The following is a 24,265-nucleotide window of genomic DNA, read 5'->3' on the forward strand; positions in this document are numbered from 1 at the left end:
CTCGAACCCACAGGAGGAACTTACCCCAAGATCTTGCGCACAAACAGCAATTGCCTGATCCAGTGGTGTTCCTGGCCACCTTCGTGGTTGTTGAAGCGGTAGACCTCAATCTCCTTGGCCGCGCCGGTACCCGATGAATCAGCGGTGCCTGAACCGTAGGCGTTGTAGCTGGCGAACACTGTCGACGGCGGGCAGATGTCGTCCATCTGCGCGGCCGAATAGAGCGCCGGGGCAGTGGCCGCCCGGGCCAGGTTGACGCCGTCGAAGTAGTTCAAGACCGCCAGCACGTGGTCGTACCGGTCCCGGTGCCTCCCCAGGAAGGCGGCGATTTCCGGGTAAGGCCCGCGCGGAGTGATGTCGATGGCGCGGGGGAAGTCCTGCAGGAACGGGACATCCGGCAGCGCGGCGATGACGCCGTCGAGCCGTCCGGCCACGAGCCCGGCGACGGCCACCACAATGCCGCCGCCCTGGCTGACGCCGGCAAGGACCACCCTCGAGGGGTCCACTTCCGGGTGGGACTGGGCCGCCTCGACCGCGCGGAAGGCGTCAACGTAGACGCGGCGGTAGTAGTAGTCCTCACGGCTGCCCGCTCCCCTGGTCATCAGGCCGGCGTGGGCCACGCCGCCTGCGGACGGATGCGGATCCGCCGTCTCGCCCAGCGTTCCGCCGTAGCCCTGGCCGCGGGTGTCCATGATGAAGTGCGCGTAGCCCGCCTGAGCCCACTTGGTGTCCTGGTTGACCAGTCCGCGGCCGCCTGAATAGCCAACGTACTGCACGACGACGGGCAGCCGGCCGCCTGCCGACCGGTTCGCCGGGAGGTGGAGCCAGCCCTTGATGGGGGCTCCCCCATAGCCTGCGAACGTCACGTCGAAGGTGTCGATGACGGTCAGGTAGTTCTCCACCGGCTCGAACTTGGCGTTGAGCGGAAAAGTCCTGGCCTCGTCGAGGGTGGCGTCCCAGAAGCCCTGAAAGTCGGCCGGCGGCGTGACCTCGGAGATGTAACCGCGGAGCTGGGCAAGTGGGAGGTCAAAAAGGGGCATGCTGAAGGTCCTGTCAGATCTGGGTTGGCTGGAAGACTGCTGGAACTTTCGTCGAATCCTATGTCATGCGGAGGCCCCCACAGGGCCGAAGGACGCCAGGTTCAGAACTGTTGCCTGAAGCGGCTCCATATGAAGCTCCTGGACGGTGCCGCCATGTCGGATCAGCACGGTCCTGGCCGTCGGCGAGGTCAGCGTCGCACCTGTTAGCTGACCGTCCTTCCACACCAAGTCCACCTCCACGCCGGGGCGGGCGCGCAGGCGGTGCGCGGCGCCGTCGGGCAGTTCAGGGGGCAGCGCCGGCAACAGTTCGATCTCCGGCACACCGCCGGCGGAGCGGTGGCTCTGCACGAGGCACTCCGCAAACCCGGCCACAAAGCCGAGGTTGCCGTCGATTTGGAACGGCGGGTGGGCCCCGAACAGGTTGGGATACAGTCCGCCGCTTTGGCCGCCCCGGTCCGTGGCCATGTCGCGGAAATACAGCCGGAGCAGGTCGCTGACCTTGTGCGGCTGGCGGAGGCGGGCCCGGAGCAGGATTTTCCAGGTGAGCGACCAGCCGGTGGATTCGTCGCCGCGGCCATCCAGGCTGGCGCCCACGGCGGTCTCGAGGGCCGGAGTGAGGGGCGCATCCCCGGGGAAGGCCAGGTACAGATGGCTGACGTGGCGGTGCCCCGGCTCCCATTCCTCCGGGTCTGCCAGCCACTCGCGGAGCCTGCCGCCGCGGCCGGGCGTTGGTTCCGGGAGCCGCGGAAGTGCCGCCCGGGCCTCGGTCACCACCGGATCCGTTTCCCGTCCCAGCTCTCCGGCGAGGGAGCCGAGCATGAGGAACACGTCCCGGATCAGGGCCACGTCCATGGTGGACGATTCCGCGGCAGCAGCCCGGCCGGTGCCTCCATCCCGGAGCGGTGCCGTGAAACTGTTTTCCGGCGACGTTGAAGGGCTGGTGCCCAGCGTTCCGTCCGGGAACTCCACGAGCAGATCGAGCGCAAACTCAGCGGCGCCCCGGACGGCAGGCCAAGCAGTGTCCCTGGCGAAGCCGGCAGGTGTCCCTGTGCCGTTCCCAGGGGAGTCGCCGGCGCCGAACCGCAGGTGTTCCCAGAGGTGGCGGACGAGCCACAGGCCTGCCATTGGCCAGAAGGACCATTCCGGCGAGTGCGCTCCGTGGCCCACGGGCTTGCTGTAGCCCCAGATATCCGAGTTGTGGTGCACGGCCCAGCCGCGGGCGCCGTAATACTCCCGGGCAGTGGCCGCGCCGGTTTCCTGCATCGCTTCGATAAGCGCGAACAGTGGCCCGGCGCACGCGGCCAGCCCTGTGGGTTCGGCCCCCCAGTAATTCATTTGCAGGTTGATGTTGGTGGTGTAGTTGGAGCTCCACGGGGCACGCAGCTCATCGTTCCAGATGCCCTGCAGGTTGGCGGGCGTGCCGCGCCACGCTGTGCCTTTCCGGGAACCGGGGGCTCTTGTCCGCGAACTGGAGATCAGGAGGTACCGCCCGTAATTGAACAGCAACGCCGCCAACCCAGGGTCCGCGGCGAGCGGTCCGTGCGGGTGCTCATTGGCCGCGACCAACCGGTGGGCAGTACTGCTGCCCTGCCATGCCGGGGCGGTGACAGTGATGCTGCAGGCATCGTAGAGCTCCGCGTGGCTGTCTTCGTGGCGCGCAAGGAGCACCGCCTGCCCGGCGGCCATAGCTGCGGCGAGGGTTTCGCGGGCGGTTTCCGCTGCCTCCGCCGCCGACCCCTCCGGTTGCCGGCCCAGGCCGCAAAAGGTGGTTTCCGTGGTGACGTACACGACGGCGCGGCGGGCGCCTGTGGCGGCCAGGCCGCCGTCGTCCGCTGGTGCTTCAGTGCCGTTATGCTCCCAGGCGACCGTAACGGCGCCCTGGAGGCTGAGCGAATCGTCATCGGAGTACTCCACTGCGCCGCCGTCGTGGGCAGGTGGCACGTCGCTGGGGAGCTTCAACTCAAGCCCGGCCGACGCCGGTCCCGACGCCGGTGGCCCGGTCCGGCGGAGGACACGCAGCTGTGAGTCCAGGCGGAGGGTAAGATCCAGGCCGTGCGGAGCGTCTGTCCCCACCGAAATCACTAGGACGGACGGGTCGTGGGATGCGAAGGCCTCCACGCTGACGGTGTGGCCATCAACCACGTAGGCGGTGGAATTGACTGCCCGGGCCAGGTCAAGGGAGCGGCTGTAGGCGGGAGGATCCGCCTGCGCCGCACGGTCTGCGCCGCCTTGGAGATCGGGGAGGGCAATGGTGAGGAACAGGTCCGCAAACGGCAGGTAGGACTGCGAATGGCGGTGCTGCAGTTCCTTGAGGGTTTCGTGGGCAGCCGCGTAGTCGCCCTCCCTGATCAGCCGCCGGCCTTCGGCGAGGATGCCGCTGGCCTGTTCGCGGCTGAAATGGGGATCGAGGTCCTGGCTGTGTGGCGAGCCGGACCAGGCGGACCCGTCATTGAGCTGGAAGCGGTGCTCCCGTGCACCGCCGGCCGGCGTCCCCGGGAGCATTCTCCCGCCGAATACCATAGCCCCCAGCCGCCCGTTTCCCAGCGGGAGGGCCTCCAGCCAGTCGGTGGCCGGGGCATGGTAGACGAGAGTATTTTCTGTGCGCACGGGATTAGATCCTAGGGGAGTAAATCAGATGAAAACAGGGTTTATGAACGCCCAGCGTGACAACCCCCAAACCCCAGCGCGAACGTACACTTGGGGCCCTGCCTTGAGGGGCCTCAACTGTACGTTCGCGCCAAATGGGCCGGACTGGAGGAAGCTACAGCCTCGAGAGCTCCGGGACGTACATTTGCAGCTCGTGCGAACCGGCCACGAGGCTGCGCAGTTCCGGAAGCCCACCGGCGATCTGGCCTGCGGCACGGGCCTGGACCAGGATGTTGCCGAGGGCGGTGGCTTCCACGGGGCCCGCGATGACGCGTTTGCCGGTGGCGTCGGCCGTGAGCTGGCACAACAGCCTGTTCTGCGAGCCGCCACCCACCACGTGGACCACGTCCACGGTGCGGTCGGCGAGGCGTTCGGCATCGCGGATAGTGCGGGCGTAGCCGGTGGCCAGGCTGTCCATGATGCACCGGGTGATGGCTGCGGGATCGTCGGGCAGGATGTCACCGGTGCGGCGGACCGCTGCGCGGATGCGTTCGGGCATGTTGTCCGGGGCAATGAAGTAGGAATCGTCCGGATTGATCTGCGGCCCGCCCGGCGGCAGTGCTGCGGCCGCCGTGAGCAGCGCGGTGAGTTCCCGGGTGAAGCCTTCCTCAGCCCAGGTCCGCTGGCATTCGCTGAGCAGCCAGAGCCCGCCCATGTTGCGCAGGTACCGGATGGTGCCGTCCACGCCGCGCTCGTTGGTGAAGTTCGCCGCCCGGCTGGCTTCGGTCAGGACCGGATGCTTCAGTTCCAGCCCCACCAGCGACCAGGTGCCGGAGGAGATGTAGGCGAAGTTCTCCTCCTGCGCAGGAACGGCGGCGACGGCGGAGGCGGTGTCGTGCGAGCCGACAGCCACCACCTTGGTGCCGGCCGGCAGGCCCACTTTCGTTGCGATTTCCGGCAGCAGCGTGCCGACGGTTTCGCCGGGCTGCACCAGCGGGGCAAACAGCTTCCTGGGCAGGCCCAGGGCGGCCAGGAACTCCGTGGCCCACTCCCCCGCGACAGCGTCGAACAGGCCGGTGGTGGAGGCGTTGGTCGCCTCCGTCCGGCGCTGCCCCGTCAGGAGGAACGCGATCAGGTCCGGGATAAGCAACGCCTGCACGCCGTCCAGGTCCCGTTCGGTGGCCAGCTGGTACAGGGTGTTGAACTGCAGGAACTGCAGCCCCGTGGTTCCGTAAAGGCGCGCCGGGTCCAGTTTCCGGTGCACGGGCTCGACGGCGGCCCGGCTGCGGTCATCGCGGTAGCTGTAGGGCTGGGCCGTCAGCTCGCCGGCGGCGTTGACCAGTCCGTAGTCCACAGCCCAGGTGTCGATCCCGATGCTGGTGATGGTCTCGTCCTGTACCGCGGCCACCGTGGCGGCAGCCATGAGGCCCTTCAGGACCTCCGCGAAGAGGGCGTCGAAATCCCAGCGGAGGCCGCCGTCGATTTCCACCACACCGTTGGGGAACCGGTGCACCACTTCCAGTTCGACGCTCCCTGGAGTCAAAGAACCGTCCTGGATCCGGCCCAGGATGACCCGGCCGGAGGAGGCGCCGATATCGACGGCGGCGAAGACGCGCCCGGCGGGACCAGCGGCGGACACCGCCCCGGCGGTGGCCGGGGCGGTGTCCTGTGCTGCTGGGTTGGTCATCGCAGGAAGGCTGCTGCCACTCCGGCGTCCACGGGGATGTGGAGTCCGGTGGTGTGGGACAGCTCGGCGCTGGTCAGGACCGCGGCGGCGTTGGCCACGTGCTCGGGCAGGACCTCGCGCTTGAGCAGGGTGCGCTGGGCGTAGTACTTGCCCAGTTCCTGCTCGTCCACGCCGTAGACCGCGGCGCGCTTGGCGCCCCAGCCGCCGGCGAAGATGCCTGAGCCGCGGACCACGCCGTCGGGGTTGATGCCGTTGACGCGGATGCCGTATTCGCCCAGTTCCGCCGCGAGGAGCCGGACCTGGTGGGCCTGGTCTGCCTTGGTGGCGGAGTAGGCGATGTTGTTCGGGCCGGCGAACACGGAGTTCTTGGAGGAGATGTAGATGACGTCCCCGCCCATCTCCTGGGCAATCATGACCTTGGCCGCGGCCTTGGCCACCAGGAAGGAGCCCTTGGCCATGACGTTGTGCTGGAGGTCCCAGTCCTTTTCCGTGGTCTCCAGCAGCGGCTTGGAGATGGACAGGCCGGCGTTGTTGACCACCAGGTCCAGCCCGCCGAAGGCCAGCACGGCGGCGTCGATGGCCGCGGAAACCTGGGCTTCGTCGGTCACGTCTGCCTGGACGCCGATGGCAACGTCCGCGCCGCCGAGCTCGTCCGCGACGGCCTGCGCGTTCTCGAGGTTCAGGTCGGCGATGACCACGCAGGCGCCTTCAGCGGCGAGGCGAGTGGCGATGGCTTTGCCGATGCCCGACGCCGCACCAGTCACCAGCGCGATGCGGGTGGCGTGCGACTTGGGCTTGGGCAGCCGTGCCAGCTTGGCTTCCTCCAGCGACCAGTACTCGATCCGGAACTTCTCGGATTCCTCGATCGGGGCATACGTGGAGATTGCCTCGGCACCGCGCATCACATTGATGGCGTTGAGGTAGAACTCACCGGCGACCCGGGCGGTCTGCTTGTTGGCGCCGAAGGAGAACATGCCCACACCCGGGACCAGGACGATGGCCGGGTCCGCGCCGCGCAGGGCAGGGCTCTGCTGGGTAGCGTGGCGGTCGTAGTAGGCCTGGTAGTCCTCGCGGTAGTCCGCGTGCAGCTCGTGCAGGCGCGAGATCGAGTCCTCGACCGAGGCATCAGCCGGCAGATCCAGGATCAGCGGCTTGACCTTGGTGCGCAGGAAGTGGTCCGGGCAGGAAGTACCCAAGGCTCCCAGGCGCGGGTGCTCAGCGGCTTCCAGGAAGTCAAGCACGACGGCGTCATCACTGAAGTGCCCCAGCTGCGGCTTGTCGGTGGAGGCCAGGCCGCGGATCACGGGTGCCAGGGCGGCGGCCTTCGCGCGGCGCTCGGCCTCCGGCAGGGCGGCGTAGCCGGGCAGCTTGGGACCGAAGGGTTCGGCCCTGCCGTTGTCCCTGATGTACTTCTCGGCCTGTTCGATGATCCACAGCGAGTTCTGCTCGGCTTCTTCGCTGGTGGCGCCCCAGGCGGTGATTCCGTGGCCGCCCAGGATGGTGCCGATGGCCTGGGGGTTGGCTTCCTTGATCGCCGCGATGTCCAGGCCCAGCTGGAAACCGGGGCGGCGCCAGGGCACCCACACCACCTTGTTGCCGAAGATCTTGGTGGTCAGGGCCTCGCCGTCCACCGCGGTGGCAATGGCGATCCCGGAGTCCGGGTGCAGGTGGTCCACGTGCGCGGCGTCCACCAGGCCGTGCATGGCGGTATCAATCGACGGCGCGGCGCCGCCCTTGCCGTGCAGGCAGTAATCGAACGCGGCCACCATCTCGTCTTCGCGGTCAACACCGGGGTAGACGTTCTTCAGCGCGTTCAGACGGTCCAGGCGCAGCACCGCGAGGTTCTCCGCCTTGAGCGTGCCCAGGTCCCCGCCGGAGCCCTTGACCCACAGCAGTTGGACATCCTCACCGGTGACCGGGTCCTTCTCCGTGCCCTTGGCCGAGGTGTTGCCGCCGGCGAAGTTGGTGTTCCGCTTGTCCGCGCCCAGGCGGTTGGAACGGGAAATCAGGTCTTCTACAGTCTTGTTGCCTGTGTTCTGCATGTCTGTGTTCTGCATGGTCATGCTTATGCGCCCCATCCGGCTTGCTGGCCGCCCACGCGGTCCTCGTTGATCTGTTTCTGGTAACCGCTGGCCTTGAACGCCGCCATCGGGTCCGCGGGCAGCCCGCGGGATTCACGCCATTCGGCCAGGATGGGCCGTACGTCGGTGTAGAAGGCGTCGTTGAACACGCCGTTGGCGGCCAGGACGTCGCCGGTGCGCTGCGCCTCGCCCAGGGCAGAGGTGTCTACGAGCAGGGCCCGGGCCGTCATTTCCTGCACGTTCAGGACCGAGCGGATCTGGCCTGGGATCTTCTCTTCCAGGTTGTGGCACTGGTCCAGCATGAGGGCCACGCCGGACTCCTTGCCGAAGCCGCCGCCGCGGATGACCTCATACATGATGCGGAACAGCTGGAACGGATCGGCTGCACCGACAATCAGGTCATCGTCCGCGTAGAAGCGGGAGTTGAAGTCGAAGGAGCCAAGCTTGCCAAGCCGCAGCAGCTGCATCACGATGAACTCGATGTTGGTGCCGGGCGCGTGGTGGCCGGTGTCCAGGCAGACCATGGCCTTGTCTCCCAGGGCAAGGGTCTGCGCGTAGGACGTGCCCCAGTCCGGTACGTCGGTGTGGTAGAAAGCGGGCTCGAAGAACTTGTACTCCAGGACCAGGCGCTGTTTCTCGCCCAGGGCGGCATAGATCTCCTGCAGCGACTCGGCGAGACGGTCCTGGCGTCCGCGGAGGTCGTCCTGGCCCGGGTAGTTGGTGCCGTCAGCCAGCCAGATCTTCAGGTCCTTCGAACCCGTGGCGTGCATGATCTCGATGCAGTCCAGGTGGTGCGCGATTGCCCGGCGACGCACGGTCTCATTGGAGGACGTCAGGGAGCCGAACTTGTACTCGTCGTCCTGGAAGGTGTTGGAGTTGATCGTGCCCAGGCCCACGCCCAGGCCGGCCGCGTACTCCTTCAGCGCCGCGTAGTCATCCACTTTGTCCCAGGGAATGTGCAGCGCAACGGTGGGAGCGAGGCCGGTCAGCTCGTGAACCTTGGCGGCGTCCGCGATCTTCTCCTGCACCGTCCGCGGGGTGCCCGGTGTGCCGAACACCCTGAAACGCGTGCCTGAATTTCCATAAGCCCACGAAGGGACCTCGATGGCAAGCTCCCCGAGCCTGCCCAGCGCCGTTGCTACGTCATTCATGATGGGTTCTTTCCGGTGTTTTGTGTTGCTGCGGTCTCGGTGGTGTTGCGGTGGCTCGGGTGCTCGAGCCGGTGTTGTTCAGCGGGAGGTGGACTCTGCCGCCGCGAGCTGGTCGTCAAGGTTGAAGACTTCTTCGAGGACCTGGAACCCTTCATCGGGCGCCTGGTCCGGGTTCTCGAACAGCGTGGCCATCTCGGCCTGCCAGCGGGTGTTGACCTCGGTCAGCGCCATCCGGGCCCGGGCGGCGTCGAAATCGTCGCATTCGAGGTAGCCCACCAGGAGCCCGTCCCCGCCCAGGAACAGCGAGTAGTTCCGCCAGCCTGCGTCCTTGAGGGCGCGGAGCATCTCTGGCCACACGGCAGCGTGCCGTCGCCGGTATTCGTCGATCAGCCCTGGCTGGACCGAGGAGCGGAAACACACCCTCATCTGCGACTCTCCTGAACTTTCCAAAGTTTGAATCGTTTCATTGTTACGATTCAAAGTACTCTTGAGTCAAGTAGGTGTCAAGCAGTTTCCAGACTTCAATCCGGGACTGGGGAAAACTGCTGCACGTGGCATATAAGCACGGAGAATCATGAATCGCTCAACAAGCATCAAGGACGTCGCACACCACGCGAGTGTTGCCGTGGGTACCGTCTCAAACGTCCTGAACTATCCGGACAGGGTCTCCCAACGCACCAAGGAACGCGTGCTGCGCGCCATCGATGAGCTGGGCTTCGTCCGCAACGATGCGGCCCGCCAGCTGCGCGCCGGCCAGAGCCGGACCATCGGACTGATTGTGCTGGATGTAGGCAACCCGTTCTTCACGTCTGTGGTGCGGGCCGCCGAAGACGCCGCGGCGCTCCAGGGCAGCGCCGTGCTGCTGGGCGACAGCGGCCACAACGCCAGCCGGGAGTCGAACTACATCGACCTGTTCCAGGAGCAGCGCGTGCAAGGGCTCCTCATCTCCCCGGTCGGCGACGTCACTGACCGGCTGGACCTGCTCCGTGAGCGTGGTGTGCCCACCGTCCTGGTGGACCGCTTGGCCGATGACAGCAAGTACAGTTCCGTGTCGGTGGACGACGACGCCGGCGGTTACCTGGCCGCGCGGCACCTGCTGGACACCGGCCGCCGTCGGCTCGCCTTTGTGGGAGGCCCCACATCCATCCGCCAGGTGGCGGACCGCCTGCAGGGCGCACAGCGTGCGGTGAAAGAGGAACCCGACGCAACCCTGGAGGTCCTTGATTCCGATGGACAGACCGTGCTGGCCGGCCGGAGCGTGGGCAACATGCTGGTGGAGCGCGGGGATCTGCCTGACGGCATCTTCTGCGCCAACGACCTGCTGGCCCTTGGCGTGATGCAGTCGCTGACCATGACGCACGCGCTGAGGATTCCCGAGGACATTGCACTGATTGGCTATGACGACATCGACTTTGCCGTCTCCGCCGTAGTGCCGCTTTCCTCCATCCGCCAGCCCACCGAAGCCCTGGGCCGCACCGCCATTGAACTGCTGGCAGAGGAAGTAGAGTCCGAGAATGCAAAGCACCGCGCCGTAGTGTTCACACCGGAACTGGTGGTGCGCCAGAGCACGGCCCCGGCGGAGGGTTGCTCCGCCGGTTAGGGGGGTTCGCCGCCCGGGATCATCCAATCGAGCAGTTCTGGAGAAGCCGCCTTCACGCCCGGACACTAGCGTGGTTCCTAACAGACCGCCAAGGAAGGAACCAGCCATGAAGGAAACTCAAAAAGCCGCCCCGGACGCCAAATCATACAACGGCTTTGATGAGGAAGAACGGGCGGCAATGAAGGAACGCGCCCAGGAGCTCAAGGCTGAGTCACGCCGCGGAACACGCGCCGCCAAGCCGGACGGCGAAAGCGAAGTGCTGGGGAAGATCGCCGAGATGTCGGAACCGGACCGTGGCATCGCCGAGCGACTGCACGCCATCATCAAGGAAAACGCGCCGGAACTCTCACCCAAAACCTGGTACGGGATGCCTGCCTACGCCAAGGACGGCAAGGTGGTCTGCTTCTTCCAGCCTGCCGACAAATTCAAGGCACGGTACCCGACACTTGGATTCAACGATCCCGCGAACCTCGACGACGGGAACATGTGGCCCACCTCCTACGCACTGACAAAACTCACCCCGGCTGATGAGGCGAAGATCGTCGGGCTCGTGAAGAAGGCTGTCAGCTAACGGCGGGCGCCGGCAGCAGTATCGTGCATTGCATGGTGACAATACGTGATTGCAGCACGGACGATCTTCGGGGCCTCGTATCGCTGAGGGCCAAATGGGCCGCCGAGCAGGACCCAACAACGCATGATGACCCGGACTTTGAAAATGCTTCCAGCGGATGCCTAAGCCAGGGAAGCCGGCTTCCTGCTGGGTCTACCTGGGAAATGTATTCGTGCTGCCGGCGCATCGGAATGCCAGCACCGGAGGCAGATTGGTTGAGGCCGCCATTGCGTTTTCCGAGGGCATCGGTGCGGCAAGAATGGTGCTCTCCCCCTCAGCCGAATCGCAGGGCTTCTATCGTCGGCTGGGCTTCCACCCAGCTGAGGAATTGAGCATGCGCAAGCTGTAGTCCGCCGTCATGTGGCTGCAGACCGATGAGCAGGAATGCGGGTTTCGGACGGACTCGTCAGTGGCTAGATCTTCTCCACGGTAAGGTTCCGATACGCGGCCTTCAGCGGTGCCATCTGGCGGAAGCCGATACGGCCCGCGCCCAGCACCTTGTCCGACGCGTCGGACCACTCAAAGAGCGGCAGCCCGTTGATGGAGAACGCCACGCGCGGCCCGTCCTTCACTACTTCCAGGCGGTAAAAGTCCACTGCGTCCTCGGTGGGCGGCAGCGGATCGGCGCCCTGGGCCACCAACTCAAAGCCAGCGCTCTTCCTGAGGTTGCACGTACGGAAAGCCCGCTCCGACTCGTACTTGTGCCGGAAATAGGACACATGGAGGGCGTTGATATCGCCGGAGTGGTACTGCGGATAGTAACCAGTCCGGGGCGCCAGGTCGGCCGAGAACAGGTCGCGTCCGCCGTGGCCCGCGGCTGAGAAGAAGAGCATGGCCAGGCCCGGTTCCGCGAGGGGCAGAAACTCCCAGGTGATCCGGATGCCGTCAGGGAACTCCGTTGGGCACCAGAACGTCCAGTGCGCGTGGTCCCCGAACTCTTCGTCGTCCAGCGAGCCAGACAGCTCAAGCGCGCCGTTGCGGCTTCCCAGGCTGAGCGGCCCTTCCGCCACCCAGCCGGACACGTCCGCCGGGCCGGTAAGCGGGTTGCTGTACAGCAGCCCGGTGCTGACCTGTGACGCTCCCACCTAGCCGCGCTCCGCCGTCGTAAGTCCCGCCGTCGAGCGTTCCCGGGAGCCCGGGCGTCCCGGTCCGAAGCCGAGGCGTGTCAGCTGGGAGGCAACCTCCGTGGCCACAAGGGCCGCGCCGTGCTGCGAAAAGTGCGTGTTGTCCGCCAGTCCGGCCGGCCAGAAGGCGTGCTCGCCCGGTCCGAAATGGCAAAACAGGGACTCCGATTCCTCAACCCCGAGTTCCAGGTACAGCGCACGGGTCCAGGTGTTAAGGTCGACGACGGGCAGCTGCAGTTCGAGCGCGATCTCCCGAACCACTTCGGGGTAGTCCTCCAGGCTTTGCTCCAGGACGCCGCGCGGGTCGGGGAGCCCGCCCGGGCCGTCGAGGAAGTGCCGGCGCTCCACCGAAGTGCACAGCACCGGCACGGCACCCAGGGCACGGACCTCGGCCACCATGGTGCGCAGGTTGGCGGCGTAACCGGTCCTGGCAGCTAGGTGGACCTTCTTCTGGTCATTGTGACCGAACTGCACCAGGACGAGGTCGCCGGCGCCGGCGGTGTCCAGGAGCTGATTCCAGAGGCCCTCCTCGCGGAAGGACTCCGTACTGGCCCCACCCTTGGCGAAGTTGTACACGGCAGCCCACGTGTAGACGTGCGGAGCCAACTGCGCTCCCCAGCCGCTCATGGGGTACTCGTGGGTGGGACAGTTGGCCACCGTGGAATCTCCGGCGAGCAGGATTTTCATGCTGTGCTTTCTGTTGGTGCGGATGGTTGCCGTTAGCCCTTAACCGAGCCGATCAGCATGCCCTTGGCGAAGTGCTTCTGCAGGAACGGGTAGAAGATCAGGATGGGCAGGGTGGCCACCACGATGACAGCGAACTTGATGCCCTGCTCGGGCGGGATGTAGTTCGGGTCAACGTTGCCGGTGCCGAGCAGGTCGGAGGAGGCGGTGACCTGGCGCAGGTACATCTGCAGTGTCCACTTTGAGTTGTCCGAAAGGTAGAGCAGGGGTGACATGAAGTCATTCCAGATCCCGACGGCGTAGAACAGGGCGAACGTGGCCAGCACCGGCTTGGACAGCGGAAGCAGGATCCGCCACAGAATCCCGATCTCGGTGGCACCGTCCATCTTCGCGGACTCTTCAAGCTCGGCGGGGAGTTCCTGGAAGAAGTTCTTGATGATGATCAGGCTGAAAGGGTTGATCGCTGCCGGCAGGATCAGCGCCCAGTACGAGTTGAGCAGGCCGAGGTCCTTGACCAGCAGGAACGTGGGGATCATGCCGCCGGAGAACACCATCGCGAAGACCACCAGGGACAGGATCAGCTGGCGTCCGCGGAGGTTCCGCTTGGCCAGCGGGTAGGCCATGGTGACGGTGAAGGCAAGCTGGATCAGTGTGCCGACGGCGGTGACCAGCACAGTGGTGACCAGCGCCCGGATGAACGCCGGCGTGGAAAAGATGTATTCGTAGGAGCCCAGGGTGAACTGTTCGGGCCAGACGAAGAAGGCCCGCCGGGTGATTTCCGCTTCGTTGGCGAACGAGCCGGCGAAGACGTAGATGAACGGCAGCAGCGTGATGATGCCGATCAGGGTAAGGAAGACGTAGTTGGCGGCGTCGAAGATCCGGCCGCCGGTGGTGTTGTGAATCTTCATTAGAACAGTCCGCTCTGGTTGAATCGCTTGGCCAGCCAGTTGGTGCCGAAGATCAGCACAATGCCCACCAGGGACTTGAACAGTCCTACGGCGGTGGAGTAGCTGTAGGCGCCCTGGGTGATGCCCACGAAGTAGACGTAGGTGTCAAAGACATCGGCCACGGACCGGTTCAGGGCGTTGGTCATCAGGTAGATCTGCTCAAAGCCCGTGTTGAGCATCTGCCCGATCGCGAGGATGAGCATCACGATGATGGTGGACCGGATACCAGGCAGGGTGATGTGCCAGACCCGGCGGAAGCGGCCGGCGCCGTCGATGATGGCGGCTTCGTACTGGTCCTGGTCCACGGTGGCGAGGGCGGCGAGGAAGATGATGGTTCCCCAGCCGGTGTTCTTCCAGATCTCCTGCAGCACGATCAGTGGCCGGAACCAGGCGGGGTCGGACAGGAAGTCAATGTTCGTGCCGAGGACGTTGTTGATGAACAGGAACAGCGGCCCGAAGTCCAGGGCGAACAGCAGGAAGCTCAGCGACGCCACAATGGTCCAGGACAAAAAGTGCGGGATGTAGACCAAGGTCTGCACGGTGCGTTTGAGGATTGACAGACGGACCTCGTTCAGCAGGAGTGCCAACACGATGGTCAGGGGGAACGCGATGCCCAGGTTAAGGAACGCCAGGATCAGGGTGTTGCCCAGCAGCCTCGGGAAGTCAGGGTTGGAGAAAAAATCCTGGAAATGTTGGAAACCCACCCACGGGCTGGCGTTCACGCCCAGGAACGGGACGTAGTCCTTGAACGCGATACTGACCCCGTACATCGGGGCATAACGGAACACCGCGAAGTAAATTACGCCAGGAAGGAGCAGCAGGTACAGCCACTTGTAGTGCGCAAAGTGGACGGAGAACTTGCCCCGCGGGGTCTTGGCGGGTTTACCGGGCTTCTTGCGCCGCTTGCCGGCGTTGCCGGTTTCCGTGCCAGCACCCTCGCCGGCGCCGATGTTCGAGGCCAGTGCGTCTGTCAGCTGCGACATTCAGGCCTCCTTTCTGGTGGTGGGAATCCGCTGCCGGCCGGCCCGCATGGTGCGCAGGCCGGCCGGCAGCGCCGGGAGTCTGCTACTTGTTGTCCTGCCAGAGCTTGTTGATCTCTTCCTGGACCTTGTCGCCGCCGCTGGTCTTCCACAGGTTGATGGCGTCCTTGAGGCCCTGCTCATCAATCTGGCCGGCGAGGTACTTGATCCGGGCGTCAGCCACGATGTTGTCCAGCTGCGCGCCCTTGGCCACATACGTCTCCGAGACGTAGGGGGCGGCAGGGTTGTAGACAGCACTCTCGAGGTCCTTCGCCATGACTTCGATGCGCTTGTCGAAGACTTCCTGCTCGTAGTCCGAGGCCTGCTTTACGGGGTAGAAGTTGTTGCCGGTGACGTTGGTACCCAACTGGGCGTAGCTCTTGATGTCGGTGTTGACCACCTTGCCCTCCGGAGTTTCGGGTTTGATAGTGGCAGCCTTGCCGTCCTCCACCGTGAAGTTCACGCCTTCGATGCCGTTGTTGAGCAGCACGGCTGTCTCTTTGGAGTTCATCTTGTCCAGGAACTCCAGGACCGTCTTCAGCTCTCCTTCGGTGCGGACGCTGGTCTTGGGGATCGCCAGGAAGCCGGCGTAGCCGTCCGTGGGATGCGTGTTCAGTTCACCGTCCGGGCTTTCGAGCCCGCCAACGAAGCCCACCTTGTTTTGGAAGTCGTCCGGGTTGGCCTGCTTGAACAGGTTGATGAGGACACTGACGCGGGAGTCGACGTCAATGATGATGCCGCCCTTGCCGTTGAAGAACGGCTCGTTCCATTTGGTGCCGTCGAATGTTGCAAAGTCCGGGTTAATGAGCTTTTCGTCCACCATTTTCTTGACGAACCGGTTGGCTTCCAGGAATTCCTCGGTTTCGAAACTCGGGATCAGCTCTCCGTCCTTCTCCGTCCACCGGTTGCCCGCCCCGTACCAGGTTTCGATCATGTCGTAGGGGCTGTTGGAGCCCAGTGCGCCCCATTTGGGGATGGTGATGCCCCAGGTATCGGCCTGGCCGTTGCCATCCGGGTCCTTTTCCGTGAAGGCCTTGGCCACGTTGTACAGGTCCTCGGTGGTTTTCGGGGCTTCCAACCCGAGTTTGTCCAACCAGTCCTGACGGAACATCACGGCGGACCGGATGGGGTTGCGGGCGCGGAAAACGCCGTAGACCTTGCCGTTGATGCTGGCGTTCTGCTCCACCTCTCGGAAGGTGGACTTCAGGTTGGGGTATTGATCAAGCTTGTCCGTGAGGTCCCAGAAGGCACCCGCCTCGGCGTTCTTGACGAACCCCGGCGACTTGCCCTGCACCACCAGTACGTGCGGAATCTCAGACGAAGCCAGGGTGATATTCATCTTGTCTTCGTAGGAGGCGTTCGGCGTCCACGTAATGTTGACGTCCTTGCCGGTGAGTTCCTCCAGCTTCTGCTGCACGGCTCCGTCCGGTGAAGGCGGCTGCGCTTCCAGGAACGGCGCCATCACGTTGATGGTGGACAGGTCCGCGGACTGTGTTTCACCGGCTCCGCAGGCGGTCAGGGTCAGGGCCGTGGCGGTCACGACGGCGGCGGCCAGGCTGAGTTTTCTGGTGATCATGGTGTTCCTTTTCCGCTTCTTCGGGGTTGAGTAGGTAATTCGGTTGAGTTGGTGATCGGTTCAGGTTGAACTTGGCGCAGCTCAGGAGCGGGCGGACGCGGGGCGATATTGATACGTTTCACTGCACGCAGCCCAGGCCTGGATTCGCGGGCACCGTCACGGGGCGCTCGTGATGGAAGTTTGGGTCAAACAGGAGGTCGAACGAACAGGAACCCAGGAGGTCGAGCCAACGGGACCCCGTCGAACCGCTCACCCAACGGGCACTCCGTGGCGGGAGGAGTGCGCGACGGCGGCGCTGCCGCCATCCACTCGGGCCGCGGACTCCGGGGCACTATCCTCGAGCGCAGCCAGGGCGGCCAGGGATTCGTCGTTGGCCGTAAAAAACCGGTCGCACAGCCATCCGGTCATGTACAGCCATGCACCGACGCTGAAGAACGGGATGAGTCCGGGCAGCGCACGGCTCGCGTAGACGACAGCCGCCGTGATGAACAGCAGGATCACCGTGCCTGCCAAGTGCCGGACAGCGAAGCGGGAGCAGGTCATCAGGTACTGGCCCAGCGGCAGTTCGTAGCGGGCATACATGGGGAAGAGGTAACACACCGCCCCGGCAAGGAAGATGGCGGCCACGAACGTGCCGGCCGCGATCAACTGGGACAACAGGGCGCCGTCGCCCGAGGAGTAGTTCCAGTTCATCGCCAAGGCTACGGCGACCGCCATTACTGGCAGCGCCAGCGCGTTGGCACGGACGAAGTTCGCGAAGTATTCCCGGGCGAAGGCCTTGAACAGCGGCGCCGCTTCTCCCCGCGACCTGCGCCGGACCAGGATCTGCGCCGCAGCCGTTGCCGGACCCGCACCCAGGACACCCACGCCTAGGACGGTAAAGAGGATCCACAGCAGGTTGAGGCAGGCGATCCACAGCAGGGTGTCAAAGAATGAATAGGCGCGTGCACTGAAACTTCCAGCCAGCATGGTCAAGCTCCCTTCGGTTCTCCATCGTTGCAGAAACGCTTGCACGAGTGGCCGGCGTCACGTAAGTAATCGGTTTCTCGAAATCTAGACCCCTTTACAGTGGCTGGTCAAGCATGATTTTGAATCGTTACATTACTGGACTCACCACCCTGCCGTGGTCCACACTGGATCTTGGAAAGCGCTTGCTGGCAATAGTGCGGCGAGCGCCCAGGGTCAGTCAGCCCCGTATCCGCCAGCCAAGGCCGGGCGGAACGCCACACCATCCGCTCCGAGGCACGTTGACGAGGTCGCCGCCGGGGCCAAGCTTTGTGCCTGCGGGCAGAAACGGAGATCCATTGGGAACGCCAGCCGGCACGGCCGCGGAGTCACAGTCCCGGAATGCAGATGCTGCCCAGGCCGGAGACCCGCAGGTGGTCCAAGATCCTGCGAGGACCCAAGGTCCTGGCGTATCCCAAGGTCCTGATGTATCCCAAGGTCCTGTTCAGTCCGACAACCCCACGGAGTCCCGAGAGCCGGCCCGGGCACCCGTGCCGGGGCAAGTCCGCCCGGCCCGAGTGGCGCTGGTAGGCGTCCACGGCTTTGGCACGCACCACCTTCGGAACCTTGAGCGCCTTCAGTCCGCCGGCGTCGTCGAACTTGTTGCGGTGGCCGACCCCCAACCGCCGGCACGGGGATCCGTGCCTGACTCTGCCGCCATTTTCCCGGGGCTCACCGACCTGCTGGCGGCAACCCCGGACCTGGAACTGATCATTGTGGCCACCCCCATCCAGACCCACGCCCCGCTGGGGCTCGCTGCCCTGTCCACGGACGCTGATTTGTACCTGGAGAAGCCACCGGTGGCGACCCTCGCCGACTTCACCACCCTGTGTGACGCTGCGGAGGCGTCCGGCCGGAGCGTCCAGATCGGCTTCCAAAGCCTGGGGTCCCACGCCCTGCAGGCCATCGAGGAACTGCTGGCCAGCGGCGCCATCGGCACGCTGCAGGGTATCTCCGCCACAGGCCGCTGGGTGCGGGACAGGGCCTACTACAAGCGCTCCCGCTGGGCGGGAAAGCGAAGCATCGACGGCGTCGACGTGGTGGACGGCGTCGCCACCAATCCCCTGGCCCACGCCGTGGCCACCGCACTGCGCATCGCCGGCGCCCGCACCACCGCGGACGTAGCTTCCGTCGAAACGGACCTCTACCGCGCCAACGACATCGAATCCGACGACACGTCAGTAATCCGGATCCGCACCGCCGCGGGACTTCGTGTCACGTGCGCCCTCACCATCTGCGCCACGGAATCGGTGGAGCCCTACGTGACGCTGCAGGGCTCCAAGGGCAAGGCCGTGTTCCACTACACCGAAGACCGGCTCACCGTGAGCACCGCTTCGTCGGAAACGGAGCAGGTCTTCGGCCGCGACGACCTCACGGAGAATCTGCTGGCCCACCGCCGCGAAGGCAAGGAGCTCATTAGCCCACTCCTGGACAGCGGTGCATTCATGCTGGTGCTGGAAGCCATCCGGACCGCCCCGCTCCCGGCCCTGATCGACGGCGGCTACGTCCACTGGGAAGGTGACGGCGATGCTGCGCACGCCGTCGTCGTCGGGATTGAGGAAGCCCTGGAGCGTGCCACAACGGAGCACTCGACTTTCAGCGAACTCGGACTGCCCTGGGCCCGCCCCGCGCACGAAACTGCTTCGTGATGGGCGTGTCCCCCGCCCAGGAAACAACCCCCACCCTGACCCGCCACGGCGAACTGCAGGCTACCGGCCTGCTGACTGACGGCTTTGCCCCCTGCCTCACCGCCGCGCTGCGCCCGGTGTTCGGGTGGAGGCTGAGCCAGTCGGAGGACGCCGATCCCGCCGCCGCCCGGCAGACCGGCTATGAAATCGCCGTCGAGGATTCGGCCGGAGCCGAGGTCTGGTACTCCGGCCCGGTTCCGTCCTCGCGCCAATCCGGAATCCCCTATGGCGGTCCGGAACTTGCCGAGGATGCGGACTACAGCTGGCGGGTCCGCGTGGGTGACGCCGGAGGCAACCCCGGCCCGTGGTCCGAAGTGGAGGTTTTCAGCACCGGGCTCTCGGACAGCGGATGGGATGCCGGCTGGATTCATCGGGCACCGGGCGGCCGGGCACCGCTGGAAGTCCTTGAGGGCGCCCTCCGGGTTGCAGGCTCTCCGTTCCTGCCCGTCCCTTCCCCTCCCGTCCGCCATTTCACCTTGGAAGCGAGCCTCCGGCCGGTGACGGGGTGGGCAGGGCTGATCCTCCGCAGCAGCGGACCTGGCACTGGGCTGCTGCTGGAACTGAACACGGCGGGCGACGTGGTGCTTCGCCGCGCCCCGGAATGGGAAATCCCTGCCACTGCTGCCCCGGCCACCGACGTCCTGGCCAGCGCCCGGCTGGAACGCAGCGCAGCGGCCAGCGAGGAGCGGCTGCCCGGCAAAGACCCGGTATCCGGCACATGGCAGGATCTGACCGTGGCCGACGACGGCACCACCATCACCGTCAGCCTCGACGGCGTTGAGCTGCTGAGCGTCAACGAGCCGCTCCCCGTGGGGTTCGAGGGTCACCTCGCCTTGCACCAGGGTCCCCGCAGCCAGGCCGAGTACGCCTCGCTGCGCGTCACCGGTGGCGCCCGCGCCGTCATTACTGCCACTGCTGGCGGCCCTGCTTCCGACGCCGCCCTTCCTGGCAGCGGCGCGGTACTCCTGGACCACCGGTTCAGCGAGGGTCCCGAAGAGGCCCGCGCGTTCCTGGGCCACTGGGCGCGCACCACGGCACACCGGCAGCCCGATGAATGGACGCTCTTCCGCAGCACGGTCCTGCTCAGGGGAGCTGTTACACGGGCACGCCTTTTTGTCGCGGCAAACCACCACGCGCAGCTGGCCCTGGACGGCACTGCCTGCCTTGGCACCATGTCCTTTGGGTATCCCGGCGAAGGCTACTACGACGCCGCCGATGTCACCGCCCTGCTCGCGGCGCACTCACAGGACCAACCGGACCAACAGGACCAACCGGACCAACAGGACCAACCGGACCAGCCCGGCCAACAGGACCGGCCGGTCCGGGTTCCCCTGACCGCGCTAATGCACTGGTATGGCCCCGGCCAGGGCAGGGCCGCCGGAGTTCCCGGCCTGCTGGTCCGCCTCAGCGTGGACTACGCGGACGGCCGCCGTGAAATCTTTGGCTCCGGGCCGGACTGGACTGCTGCCGAAGCGCCGTACCGGCAGGCGGGCTACCGGAACGACGAGGGTGATCCCGTGGAGCATCTCGACGGACAGGCCGTGGCCGCCCTGGACGCCGGCCAGGACATGCCTCCGGCGCTGAGCTACGGCACCCACCCCGTCCCCGAGTTCCCTGCCCTGCACCCCCGCCGCACCTCCCTGTCCGAAACCTTCGTTGCGCCGAAGTCCTTCCTGACCGCGGCCGACGGGACGCTTGTGGCGGACTTCGGCCGGGTGATCCCTGCACGCCCGGAAGTGGATTTCCGCAGCGGCGAGGCCGGACGGACCCTGATGATCCGTGCCGGCTACGTCCTGGACGCGGACGGCCGGGTGGACAGGGGCAAAACAGCCAGCCAGAGCACCGACATGTCCTTCCCCTATACCCAGGCAGAGGGCCCGCAGCAGTTCCGTGCCACCGTGCACCTAGGCTTCCGGTACCTGGAACTCCCGGGGGTGGAGGCGTCGGACCTGTCCCGGGTGGGCGCCGTCGTCGTCCATGGCCGGCACCCGGGCGAGGGGAGCTTCAGCAGCTCCGACCCCACCCTGAATGCCGTGTTCGGGTTGCTGCGCGATTCCGCGCTGTACGGGGTCCAGGAGCAGTTCGTTGATACGCCCACGAGGGAGAAGGGCCAGTTCCTGGCCGACGCCGTCAACATCTCCTACGCCACGATGGCGCTGTTCGGCGAGCACGCCTACACGGCGCAGGCGCTGCGGGAGTTCAGCTGGTCGGCCGGACGGTACTGGAAATCCGGCAAAGACCGGGGACGCTACAACGCCGTCTACCCCAACGGGGACGGGAAACGGGACATCCCCGACTTTTCGCTCATGATGCCGGAATGGGCCGAGGAATACCACCTGCGGACCGGAGACCTTGCCCTGGTGAGGGAACTGCTCCCGCACCTCCGCGCGACTGCCGACTATGCGCTGCGGTACCTTGCCACGGAAGGCCCGACGGCGGGTCTCGTCACCGAGCTGGGCGGCGGCTCCGGCCCGTACCGGCACGGCATCGTGGACTGGCCCGCGCCCGGGCGTTTCGGCTACGACATGGAGTGCGCCGCCAAGACCACCGTCAATGCACAGGCCTACTCGGCCCTGATGTCCACGGCCCGGCTCTGCAGCCTCGCTGGCCAGGAGGACACGGCCGTGCGGTACGCAGGCCAGGCCGGCGCCCTCGCGGAAACCATCCGCACCCGGCTCCGGGTGGATGGCGTGATGGTGGATGGCCTGCGCGCTGACGGGACACCCAGCCGGCACGCGTCCCAGCACGCCACGTCCTTCCCGCTCTCCCTCGGGATCACCGATGCGGCGTTCGCAGCGGGTGATGCGGAGAGGATCGCGGGCCAGGGCATGCGGCAGGGGCCCATGACCGTTCACCGCCTGGTCCGGGCCCTGCTGTCCGCTGGACTCACGGACGCCGTGCTGGACCTGCTCACGTCGTCGGAGCAGCCGGGCTGGGCACGCCTTCTCGAGGCTGGCGCCACGTTCACGTGGGAGGCTTGGGAGCTGGTGGAGGGCACCGACTACAGCCAGTCCCACGCCTGGTCCGCCTCCGTGCTGAAGGAAATCCTGGAGTTCCTGCTCGGCGTCCGGGTAAGCGTCCCCGGAGGCAGTGAGCTGCTCATCGAACCGCCGGTCTGCCGGCTGGAACATGCCGGGGGAAGTGTCCCGTTGCCCCTCGGCAGCGTGGCTGTGAGCTGGCGGCGAACGTCCGCCGGCATGCGGCTGGAATGCACGGTTCCCGCTGGCGTCACTGCCACGGTTCGGCTGCCCGCCGGCACATACGGAATCCAAGGGCCGACGGCGGGACCCGCCGTCGTGCGTTCCGGCCCGGGCGGTGCGGCTCATGGTGGCCGGGGTGCGAACCCGGGCGGCAGCGGCAGCCCGGCCAGCCCGCCAGTGCGGGACTTCCGTATCCATTCCGGCACCTGGACCTTTACACCGTCCGACGAAGCCTGACGCGGCCCCGAGGCCTTATGTGGCCAGCGCTCCTTGAACCCGTCAGCCGGCGTTGCGCTTTGCGTTCCTCCACAAGAGGAAGCCGATGACCAGTGCGGACAGCATGCCCAGGGCGCCGGTGACCACCAGGCCCGTCCGGACGCCGAACTGTTCGGTCAGCCAGCCTGCCAACAGGCCGCCGAGCGCGTGCCCGCCCAGCAGCAGCGGCAGGTACAGGGCCATCACCCGGCCACGGACTTCCGGCCCGGCCTCAAGCTGGACGGCGGTGGCCGCGCTGGTCAGGAAAACGAGCGTCATGAGGCCCACCACCACCAGCATCAGGGTGAACGACAGCAGGTTCGGCATCAGCGCCGCCACGAGCTGGGCGAGGCCAAACAGGCCTGCCGCGGCCACGATACCCTTCCGGCCGACCGTCCGCAGGCGTGCGGCCAACAGCGCGCCGGCCAGGGCGCCGACGGCGCTTACGGTGTTGAACATGCCAAAGCCTGCTACACCGTTATGCCAGACCCTTTCGGCGAAGGCCGCCAGCACCACAGGGCCGTTCATGCCAAACGCCCCCAGCAGGCCGGCGAGGGCAATGACCAGGAGCAGCGAGGGCCTGTCGCGGACGTAGCGGAACCCGGCCAGGAGCTGGCCCCGTCCGCGGGCAGCCGGGGCGTTCGCATGCAGCAGCGCGGGCCGGATGCCGGCAATCATGCCGAGGACCAGCACGCCCAGGAAGGCGTTGGCCGCGAAGGCGGCGGCGGATCCGGCGTAGGCGATGACAACTCCGCCCAGGGCGGGCCCGGCCATGGCCCCCAGCTGGCCGATGGCGTTGTTGAGGCCAATGGCCGGCCGGAGGCCGGCGTCGCCCACCACTTCATTAACGAACACCTGCCGGGCAGGGCCATCGATAGCGGAGGTGATGCCCAGCGCGATGCAGCTTCCATAGACGATCCACACGGTGATGTTGCCTGTGGCGGCCGAAGCCGCGAGTCCGGCGGCAAGGAGGACGATGACAGTCTGGCAGACCATCATGACGCGGCGCTTAGGGAAAATGTCCACCAGCAGGCCGCTGAGGGGGCCCACGATCAGCATGGGGAGGAACTGCAAGGCGACGGCGACGCCTACCGCTGCCGGACTTCCGGTCAGCTGGAGCACCAGCCAGTCCTGTGCAAGGCGCTGCATCCACACGCCCATGCTGCCGGCCAAGGTCATTCCCATGTACAGCCGGTAATTGTGCTGCGTCAGCGGGTAGTACCAGCGGACCGGGCCATTGGGGGCGTGGAGGGACTCTGCGGACTGGGGGCGGTCGGAAGACACGTCTGGCTCAACTCGGTAGTAAGAGGGAATGCAGCAGCGAAGGTGAAGCGCAGAGGATTTCTAGGCGCGGGTGGAGCGCATTTTGACCGACGCGGCGGCCAGGATCAGCGTGCCGGGAACCACCACAAACAGCGCCACAAGCATCCAGACGAAAACGACGGCGGCGAACAGTGCGGCAACCAGGAGGATGGAGCCTGTCCAGTCACGGAGCGACAGGGCCTTCGCGGTTTCCAGGGCGGAGGACCAGGCCGCGGAGGGCTGGTGTGCGTGGCCGGCATCGGCACCCGGACTGTCGGCAGGGCGGGCAAAGTCTGACCAGGCGGCCGTGGCCCGCAAGAGCAGGACCGCTCCCGCTGCTGCCAGGACGAGGGTGGCCGGAAGGACAACGGCGCTGCCGGGGAGTTGCCCCACTGTTGCGAGCAGGAGGTTCAGGATGATCACGACGGCGGCAACCGCCGTCGTGATTCCCAGCTTCCAGCTGCCCGGCAGGGCAGCCTTGAACGTGCCCCAGAGCGCACGGAGCGAATCGTCCCGCCCGGAGAGATGGCGCTCCAGGTGGGCGATGCCGGCCGCGTAGGCGGCCGGGATGGTGACAAGCGGAATGGACAGCACCAGCACCAGCAGGCCGGCCAGCAGGGTTTCGGAAAACAGCGCGAAGCGGTTTACCGGGATCGGTTCATTGTGGCCAGATGCGGGTGTGGTGCTGTCCATGATGCTCATATTCTGTA

General features: G+C 66.1%; 19 protein-coding genes. 5 read left to right on the forward strand and 14 right to left on the reverse strand.

Features of this window, described 5'->3' with window-relative positions:
- Positions 1–20 precede the first annotated feature (20 nt).
- From AU175_RS20845 to AU175_RS20870, 6 genes are all read right to left on the reverse strand, one after another.
- The gene (locus AU175_RS20845) at positions 21–1,040 is read right to left on the reverse strand and encodes an acetylxylan esterase (RefSeq protein WP_066294136.1); all 1,020 of its coding nucleotides are present in this window, start codon (positions 1,038–1,040) and stop codon (positions 21–23) included.
- A gap of 63 nt (positions 1,041–1,103) precedes the next feature.
- Positions 1,104–3,647 carry a glycoside hydrolase family 95 protein gene (locus tag AU175_RS20850; RefSeq protein WP_066294144.1) on the reverse strand — a complete coding sequence of 848 codons (2,544 nt, stop codon included), beginning with the start codon at positions 3,645–3,647 and terminating at the stop codon, positions 1,104–1,106.
- A 154-nt stretch (positions 3,648–3,801) separates the two neighbouring features.
- The gene (locus AU175_RS20855) at positions 3,802–5,313 is read right to left on the reverse strand and encodes a rhamnulokinase (RefSeq protein WP_082979317.1); all 1,512 of its coding nucleotides are present in this window, start codon (positions 5,311–5,313) and stop codon (positions 3,802–3,804) included.
- Entirely contained in the window at positions 5,310–7,391 is a 2,082-nt protein-coding gene (locus AU175_RS20860; RefSeq protein ID WP_066294147.1) for a bifunctional rhamnulose-1-phosphate aldolase/short-chain dehydrogenase, read from the reverse strand. Before AU175_RS20860 ends, AU175_RS20855 begins: the two co-directional genes overlap by 4 nt.
- Positions 7,379–8,545: an L-rhamnose isomerase gene (gene rhaI / locus AU175_RS20865; RefSeq protein WP_066294149.1), complete on the reverse strand. Its 1,167-nt coding sequence runs from the start codon at positions 8,543–8,545 to the stop codon at positions 7,379–7,381. The genes AU175_RS20860 and rhaI overlap by 13 nt, the downstream gene beginning before the upstream one ends.
- 78 nt (positions 8,546–8,623) lie before the next feature.
- The gene (locus AU175_RS20870; RefSeq protein ID WP_066294151.1) at positions 8,624–8,971 is read right to left on the reverse strand and encodes an L-rhamnose mutarotase; all 348 of its coding nucleotides are present in this window, start codon (positions 8,969–8,971) and stop codon (positions 8,624–8,626) included.
- 148 nt (positions 8,972–9,119) lie between these two features.
- On the opposite strand from AU175_RS20870, the gene AU175_RS20875 reads away from it, so the two are divergent.
- The 3 genes from AU175_RS20875 to AU175_RS20885 all read left to right on the forward strand — a co-directional run bounded on the left by AU175_RS20875 (position 9,120) and on the right by AU175_RS20885 (position 11,104).
- Positions 9,120–10,145 (forward strand): LacI family DNA-binding transcriptional regulator, encoded by a 1,026-nt coding sequence (locus AU175_RS20875; protein WP_066294152.1) that lies wholly within the window; start codon positions 9,120–9,122, stop codon positions 10,143–10,145.
- Between the two features lie 106 nt (positions 10,146–10,251).
- Positions 10,252–10,716 carry an iron chaperone gene (locus AU175_RS20880; RefSeq protein ID WP_066294153.1) on the forward strand — a complete coding sequence of 155 codons (465 nt, stop codon included), beginning with the start codon at positions 10,252–10,254 and terminating at the stop codon, positions 10,714–10,716.
- A gap of 157 nt (positions 10,717–10,873) precedes the next feature.
- The gene (locus AU175_RS20885; protein WP_066294154.1) at positions 10,874–11,104 is read left to right on the forward strand and encodes a GNAT family N-acetyltransferase; all 231 of its coding nucleotides are present in this window, start codon (positions 10,874–10,876) and stop codon (positions 11,102–11,104) included.
- 64 nt (positions 11,105–11,168) lie between these two features.
- Here the strand turns inward: AU175_RS20885 and AU175_RS20890 are convergent, their stop codons facing one another.
- From AU175_RS20890 to AU175_RS20915, 6 genes are all read right to left on the reverse strand, one after another.
- Positions 11,169–11,840, reverse strand: coding sequence for a DUF1961 family protein (locus tag AU175_RS20890; protein ID WP_066294156.1), 672 nt, complete (start codon positions 11,838–11,840; stop codon positions 11,169–11,171).
- Entirely contained in the window at positions 11,841–12,566 is a 726-nt protein-coding gene (locus tag AU175_RS20895) for a rhamnogalacturonan acetylesterase (RefSeq protein ID WP_066294157.1), read from the reverse strand.
- A 32-nt stretch (positions 12,567–12,598) separates the two neighbouring features.
- Complete coding sequence (locus AU175_RS20900; RefSeq protein ID WP_066294158.1) at positions 12,599–13,471, reverse strand: carbohydrate ABC transporter permease; 873 nt, start codon at positions 13,469–13,471, stop codon at positions 12,599–12,601.
- Complete coding sequence (locus AU175_RS20905) at positions 13,471–14,493, reverse strand: ABC transporter permease (RefSeq protein ID WP_231938682.1); 1,023 nt, start codon at positions 14,491–14,493, stop codon at positions 13,471–13,473. The genes AU175_RS20900 and AU175_RS20905 overlap by 1 nt, the downstream gene beginning before the upstream one ends.
- Positions 14,494–14,575: 82 nt before the next feature.
- Complete coding sequence (locus AU175_RS20910) at positions 14,576–16,105, reverse strand: extracellular solute-binding protein (protein WP_066294159.1); 1,530 nt, start codon at positions 16,103–16,105, stop codon at positions 14,576–14,578.
- Between the two features lie 249 nt (positions 16,106–16,354).
- Positions 16,355–17,074 (reverse strand): YesL family protein, encoded by a 720-nt coding sequence (locus AU175_RS20915; protein ID WP_066294160.1) that lies wholly within the window; start codon positions 17,072–17,074, stop codon positions 16,355–16,357.
- A 527-nt stretch (positions 17,075–17,601) separates the two neighbouring features.
- Here AU175_RS20915 and AU175_RS20920 point away from each other — a divergent pair.
- Together AU175_RS20920 and AU175_RS20925 are read left to right on the forward strand one after the other, a co-directional pair.
- Positions 17,602–18,759 (forward strand): Gfo/Idh/MocA family protein, encoded by a 1,158-nt coding sequence (locus tag AU175_RS20920; protein ID WP_066294163.1) that lies wholly within the window; start codon positions 17,602–17,604, stop codon positions 18,757–18,759.
- Positions 18,759–22,235, forward strand: a complete 3,477-nt coding sequence (locus tag AU175_RS20925) for a family 78 glycoside hydrolase catalytic domain (RefSeq protein WP_066294165.1) — start codon at positions 18,759–18,761, stop codon at positions 22,233–22,235. The genes AU175_RS20920 and AU175_RS20925 overlap by 1 nt, the downstream gene beginning before the upstream one ends.
- 42 nt (positions 22,236–22,277) lie before the next feature.
- Here the strand turns inward: AU175_RS20925 and AU175_RS20930 are convergent, their stop codons facing one another.
- A complete protein-coding gene (locus AU175_RS20930; RefSeq protein WP_082979318.1) occupies positions 22,278–23,537 on the reverse strand; it encodes an MFS transporter in 1,260 nt (419 codons plus the stop codon).
- 60 nt (positions 23,538–23,597) lie between these two features.
- Positions 23,598–24,257 carry a Poxvirus protein I5 gene (locus tag AU175_RS20935; protein WP_066294174.1) on the reverse strand — a complete coding sequence of 220 codons (660 nt, stop codon included), beginning with the start codon at positions 24,255–24,257 and terminating at the stop codon, positions 23,598–23,600.
- Positions 24,258–24,265: the final 8 nt, after the last annotated feature.

The sequence above is a fragment of the Arthrobacter sp. B6 genome (assembly GCF_001663775.1).
In the GTDB taxonomy this organism is placed as follows: domain Bacteria; phylum Actinomycetota; class Actinomycetes; order Actinomycetales; family Micrococcaceae; genus Arthrobacter.